We start from the raw sequence: 6,392 nt of genomic DNA, 5'->3' as shown, positions 1-6,392 counted from the left end.
ATGCCATCGAAAGCCTGAACCGGGTGATCCGCAAATCCTTGAAAACAAGGGGCTCTTTCCCAACGGAGGACGCAGCGTTGAAGCTGCTGTATCTGGCTATCCGCAATTTCGAAAAGAAAGGCAGGGCTGTCCGGGAATGGGTGGCGGCCCGCAATCAATTCGCTATCATGTTCGGTGAGCGCTTCACCGCGTGAGATGGGCATGGGATCAAATCCCATACACAATGAACCGGACACTCTCTACGATTGTATGTCCAGAAACATCGGATCTGGGGCCTGATCACCGAATAGTGTTTTCGATCTCTTGTCCTGCCAGTTTTTGATTCGTCGTTTGATTCCTTCCCAGGCGCTTGGAATGAAATTTTTCATGGGTGTCTCTGGCTCTGCCAGTTCTATACTCCAGCATTGATAACGACCGTCGACTAATTTCACGAAAAGGACGGAAAAGCGCCAAAACTCTTCAGGAGTTCTGGCTTTGTGCATGAGATCATGCCAGTGCTTGGCCCATACATTTCGCTCATAGGCGAATTTTGCTGATTGCGCGGCCAAACCAATGATTCCCGGCATTTGCGTGTGCGCAGCGATTATCGCCTCGCGCTTTTCATTCTCAAGGGAAAAGCCGCACACCATTAAAGCTCTGGCGAGGTCCACGGGCCTCTCGCTTGTAAGTTTATCTTCGATATAGCGGTCGAGAAAGTCTTCCTTGTGTGCACTGTAGGCGGCGAGTACCTCCTGAGCGATCTCGTTGTCGTCCTTAGCCTCATCAAGCCGGGCAGCTCTTAACGGATTGAGAGTTTCGTGGTTCGCTGAATTCCAAATGGAAAGGCTCTCCAGACCGAGAGACGCCGGGCCCTGGACGATGTTTACAAACCCACGATTGTTGCGCAGGTGTGTAAAGAGCTTCATGCTAAGTTCTGGGTCCAACTGCGAGAGAGCCTCCGCCACCCGAAGACCGAAATTGAAGATACTTCTGATCTTGTGATTGGGCAGCTCGAGAAAGTTTTGGGCCCAGGTCACTACCAGATTCGGCTCTCTTGCCATGCAAACCCTAAGGGTCGCACGTGATGTGTCTTCGAGAATTTGCTCTGCACTCAGCTCGGTTAGCTTTGCCTCAAACTCATCAAAAGCTTTCCAGCCTTGCCTTTGACGCTCATCGAATTCGTCTTCAGTCTCGGAGGTTCGCTTGAAAAACTCCCCCAAGTCCATGCTTCTGACCGGCTCGACAAGAGATTTCGTCGGTACATCGTAACCTTTTCTATGGTCGTCGCTTCTCTGTTCGACTACTAGGGCGTCATTTGGCCCATCAACTGCCAGCATCAGGCGCAGCGATGCATTCAAGCGCATAGGAATTTCAGAGCTGCCGCTGTCGCTCATGGAGGAAGCAAGCATATGATAGTGCTCCGTCGAGATTTTATCGATGGCCGCAACTTCGGATAAGAACCCCTTTGAGAAGGCATGTGCAATTGCCATGGAGCCATACCAACGTTCCATGCGCTCCTTTCGCGGATCAAGCGTACTCGCGCTCCAGCTTCCATGCGAAAATGATTTGATAAACGCCTCCTTTTCATGGGCGACCAATGCCCCGATAGCTAGGGCGCGTACAACGCTGTTTGGATCTTCAGTTAGCCTTATGAGTAGGTCCTCGGATCGCTCTGATATTTCGGATCCCGAGTGTTGGGCAAACATCAGAATAGTCATCTTGAAATTTTCGTCGTTGGATTGTTGGCAGCGATCTAGTGCTGATTCGAGATCCTGGGCCGGGGCAGGCTTTATGACGTCGGCTAAGTCGAGTAGTGGAGGGTCAAAATTCCGCAAGGAAAGGAGGACGCCGATTTGTTCGCGTCCATCCATATGTGGAAAAGTGAGCAGGTGCGCGTACTGGACCTGCAACCATTCATTTTGGGAGTTCTTGTCGCCCTCTTTGAATGGGTGGCGCTTCTCTCTCGCGAATGTCAGAAGGCTATCACGTGCATCGACAGTAACCAAGGGGGCGCACCCACGAAGGTTCATTAGTCGATAAGTGGCGGAATTTCTCACGTTTTTACTGGCGTGCTCGATTATACTACGGTGCACGGCAATCGCTGTTTCTGACTCAAATCGTGCGAGGCCGAAGCTTGCCTCTGAAAGGAATTGATCTTCCTCCGTCACGCCGAATGATTGACAGATATTCCCTGGGTCGATTTCACGGCACTTTTGTGCCGTCGCCTTGATGTTTTCCGGTGAAACCGAGTTGGGATCGCAGGGGTCGGTTTCACAATATGTCTCGATCCTCCTCCACTTTCCGAAACTCTCACGGTCCTTCGTTAATTCTTCGATCAAGTTTTCGCAGTGCTCCGCATCCTCTATTGTACTCACCGCACGCAGAAGGTGTACGAATGCCCATTTGCCAACGCTGGAGGCTTCCGGTTGTGAGAACGGTGCGGCGTGCCGAAGTAATTCTTCACGAGTTCTGGACCAATCGACCCTGTTGAAGCGAATCAAGTATAAGAACTCTTCGTAAGGCCGGTGAAAATCTGAATTGATAGCTTGCGAAAATGCCCAAGCCACGAAAACCTCGGAAAACTCGGAAAGAGGTATGCCTGCAAGTAAACGGAACGATGTACTTGTCAGTGATTCACTGACCAAATGATCGTCGCGTATCATCTTGGTGTTGAGGAAGTGCGCTTCTAGTTTAGATAAATTAGAGATCTCTTTTATTATTGACTCGTTTCTTTCACTTAATTTTCGTTCGTACTCTTCTTTGTCTTGGGTGTGCTCCTTGAAGATGCGGAGTGAGGGTTCAAGTGAGTAGCATCGCAGCCATTGCTCAATGTGTTGCCTCATTACAACCCAGCACCTCTCGTCATGACGTACTTCGAGCAAAGCATGGGTTAGCCATTCGTCGTTAACTGCACGGTGGGGGGAGGTTGCCAAATCAGATAGTGCGGGCATCGCCGCGTCGATTCGATTGCGGATAATTGCTTCGAAGGCTGGATAGGTTTGTTCGTCAAGATTTTGCAGCCTCAGGTAGGCAACGATTAGGGCGGTAGTCGTCGAGACTTTGGATCGTTCATCAATCGATGAAATCAGCATTGCGGCGAAAACTGCCTCGGAAGTCTTGTCCAGAGCGGTAATAGGGCCAAGGATCACTTCAAGCGCTTCTTCTGGGTCCGTACCATTACGGATGGCCCGGCCAAGCGTATCGAGGATCGCAAAGCCTAGTGCCAGGACAAGGCCATCATCACTGAGTTCATACAGATAAGGATCTTCAGCCAATGCATTGAAGAATCTTCCCTCTGAAACCGCTAATAGGTCTTGGGAAAGCTGGTGGCTTACCCTGGGGCCTAGATCTATACTTTGAAATATTAGGGCATCACTTGATTGCGCTGCTTGCACGCGTTGAAGAATCTCGCGGGCATGCGCTAAGAGTCTGTGGCTAAAAGTGTGTGGGCTTTCAACTTCTCTTTGGTAACGCGCGCTCTTCCTGGTGTGCTCGAAGAGCAGCCGGTCAACGCTAAGTTCATGAAAGTTCTCAATACTTCCGTCCTCGAGTAATTCAAACGCTATTCCGAGAACTCTGGGATTGCGGAGCGTCGCAACGACCCTTTGGCTCAGATTTTTCTGAATAACATTTCTTTTTGTCAGGATTTCCTCTAATTCTCTTTCAGTCCACTGCTCGACGCAGACCAGATACTGAGGCGTGAAGAGGGCTTTCCGTAGCCGCGTATTGAAATATCCGTTGCGTGTGGTGATGACCAGTTGTCCGCCGATCCTAGATAGCTTGTATGCCATACTGTCAAGCCAGCGTGGCCAGTCGTAGCCAGGGCGTTGGTTTAACCCATCGAGCAGGATCACTAGATTGGGTTGGTCTGGTTTTTCCGCAGAGTCCCACGAAGCAAGGATATTCCGCCATCTTGCTGTCGTCTTTTGATCGGTGGCACCATGAGTCTGCCGAATGATCTGCTGGATGATAAAATCATCTTCATTGCTGATAGTTGATTCCTCCGGCACCTCGGCTGCCGGGATCAAGAGAGTCAGGGGTGGGTGTTCGTTTGCCAACCAGCTTTGGGCAAATATCCACGATTTTCCGCACCCCTCATCTCCAAGCAATACGACAAGTCTGTCCGTAGGCGAGCCATACGATGCTTGCTGGACATTTTGGAGGAGAGCGGCGCGCTCGACCGTGGGCAGTGCATTTTTTGCGAGAGGCGCCAATACTTGGCCAAACTCTCGTCTGGCCGTACGCTCATTCGAGAAAGCTTTTGTAAGCCATTCACGATTGGCCTTAACAGCGGCTGATGGCGCTAGGCTAGGATTGCGAACGAGTTCAAGGACAGCTTGCGCGCGTTCGTCAAATTTCTCGTGATTGGCGATTGCCAAAAGCGCCTCGGAAGCCTTCTCAACGAGTGCCGGATCTGCGAGTTCAGTAGTTAGGAACGTAATGGTTTCCGTTCTAGTCAGAGCGCAGACCACTGCCAGTTCTGGAATAGTAGCCGTCGGGGACCAGTCCAAAATTAGCAAATTAATGCCATTCTTGTCCGCGGCGCGTACAAGTATGTCAGCAACTTGTGCTTTTATTTCTACTGTGGAGCTGAGGATCCAAAGATCTGGTGCCGGATCAGTTGCGATAATCTCCGTTAATTTGCTCAGAACTTCATTTTTATTTATAGGTCCGGTGTAGAGTTTGGCTTCAAAAGAAATAATGTCATTGGATCCATTTGTGCTGCCATCTTTCCCATGCTGAGATCCTGATCCTGCGAGCCGAAAGGACTTGTCGGTGATAGAGCTGAAAATCTTAGCTAGCAGGCCCTCGAAGCCACGAAAACCGGTAGCGTCCAAATTGGTTATTGCGGCTTTGAGAACGTCTAATTGACTGGAGAAATGGCAATTCATGCATCTAGACCGATTTGACGTTTTTGATTTTCATATGGAATTTAGAAACTGACTGAATATTTCAAAATTCCTGCGAAAGGTGATCGCCCCACCTTGGGAGATTCGGGCCGGAAAGCCGAGAGTGGATTTGGAAATTCTTACCACGATAAAACGCGGTGACCGCCTTTCTATTCCGCTCTTGGGAGTATAATCTAGCGGCACGGTTGTGCCATTGGATTTTGAGAACAGTGACTTTGCACATAAGATTGTCATATGCCGATTGAGCCCAACTCGCCCAAAGCCAATGAAACAAAAGATGACCTCGCGATCCCTTCCGGGGGACGTCGACGTGATGATTTTAACGCCAAAGTTAAGTCCCTGCTCGCCCAGCGAGCCGGGTACCTGTGCTCCAACCCGGAGTGCCGACGGCAGACTATTGGGCCACGTAAGGGAGAAAGGGGTACTATCAACATAGGTGTGGCGGCGCACATTAAAGCCGCGTCACCGGGGGGGCCGCGCTATGACCACAATCAGACCCAATTGGAGCGGACGAGTGAGGACAACGGGATTTGGTTGTGTGCCAACCATGCCCACCAGATTGATCATGATTCCAATGAATTTGCGGTCGAAAAGCTTAAGCAATGGAAGGAGGGCGCCGAAGAACATGCCTTTCAGCAAATTGCAAATGGTAGGGGTGTGGCGATTACTCCTCAGCTGGCTGCTGAACTATTGCGGCAGCACATTCCGCACATCCCAGGGTTGGGCCTGTCTAGCGATGCCGGACTGGAGGCAGTTAAGCCTCAAGTCCTGGTCGCGGCGCAGGAGGATATTAATGCCTATATGCGTCGAAAAAATTGGCCCGATTATGCCGTGGAATTGGGTCTTCAGTGTGAGACGAATTCAGCTTCCTACAGCCTAACGCAATCCTGCTTCTCTCAAGTACTCGATGTGGCGCGCCATGTCGTGTTAGTGTCCGAGCCGGGAACGGGAAAATCCACGACCCTCATTCAGGCCGCTAGTAAATTGATTGCCGGCGGTCAGGTGCCTGCGTTCGTGCCTCTCAGCGTCTGGAGTGAATCTGGTGCGGACTTGTTCAGTTGGTTGCTCGGAACGTGTCAACGCGAATGGGACACGGATCCACCGAGTTTAGGCAGCTTCCGCCTGTGAGGCTTTGGGCGGGTTGATCCAGGCCGCGGTGGGCAGTTGAGGCGGTACGGGGCGTTGGCGGACGAAGCGATTTGGATGTTTGGCATGGGCTTTGTCGAGCACGCCTTGGCGCTTCTGGCGGACCTCATCGGCATGCCCGGCGTGGACCTGCTGGGGCGTGAGCAAGCCGATGCCGCCGTGGTGATGCTCGTTGTTGTACCAATTGAAAAAGTGACGACAGAAGGCGCGGGCATCCTGGATCGATCCGAACCGATCAGGAAACTCCGGTCGGTACTTCATGGTCTTGAAGTGGCTCTCGGAATAGGGATTGTCGTTGGATTGGTAGGGCCGGGAATGGCTCTTGGTGACGCCCAGGTCCGCCAACAAGTGACCCGT

4 protein-coding genes are annotated in these 6,392 nt (G+C 51.4%); 2 read left to right on the top strand and 2 right to left on the bottom strand.

Annotated features, from left to right (window positions below; translation table 11 throughout):
* The coding region (locus tag ACLIRY_RS26365; protein ID WP_413208403.1) for a transposase at positions 1-194 on the top strand (194 nt) is incomplete at its 5' end.
* A gap of 45 nt (positions 195-239) precedes the next feature.
* On the opposite strand, the gene ACLIRY_RS26360 is transcribed toward ACLIRY_RS26365, so the two are convergent.
* Positions 240-4,871 carry a hypothetical protein gene (locus tag ACLIRY_RS26360; protein ID WP_413208402.1) on the bottom strand — a complete coding sequence of 1,544 codons (4,632 nt, stop codon included), beginning with the start codon at positions 4,869-4,871 and terminating at the stop codon, positions 240-242.
* 252 nt (positions 4,872-5,123) lie between these two features.
* Here ACLIRY_RS26360 and ACLIRY_RS26355 point away from each other — a divergent pair, with 252 nt between their 5' ends.
* Positions 5,124-6,017: a hypothetical protein gene (locus tag ACLIRY_RS26355; RefSeq protein WP_413208401.1), complete on the top strand. Its 894-nt coding sequence runs from the start codon at positions 5,124-5,126 to the stop codon at positions 6,015-6,017.
* Here the strand turns inward: ACLIRY_RS26355 and ACLIRY_RS26350 are convergent.
* On the bottom strand, positions 5,997-6,392 hold a 396-nt coding region (locus ACLIRY_RS26350; protein WP_413208400.1), incomplete at its 5' end, for an integrase core domain-containing protein. The genes ACLIRY_RS26355 and ACLIRY_RS26350 overlap by 21 nt on opposite strands.

This window comes from Rhodospirillum sp. A1_3_36 (assembly GCF_047263945.1).
In the GTDB taxonomy this organism is placed as follows: Bacteria; Pseudomonadota; Alphaproteobacteria; order Rhodospirillales; family Rhodospirillaceae; genus Rhodospirillum.
This window is presented reverse-complemented; position numbering and strand designations above follow the sequence as displayed.

Bases quoted from the DNA above. Each gene is read 5' to 3' on its own strand.
- ACLIRY_RS26355 (WP_413208401.1), top strand. From the start codon at position 5,124: ATGCCGATTGAGCCCAACTCGCCCAAAGCCAATGAAACAAAAGATGAC.
- ACLIRY_RS26360 (WP_413208402.1), bottom strand. From the start codon at position 4,871: ATGAATTGCCATTTCTCCAGTCAATTAGACGTTCTCAAAGCCGCAATA.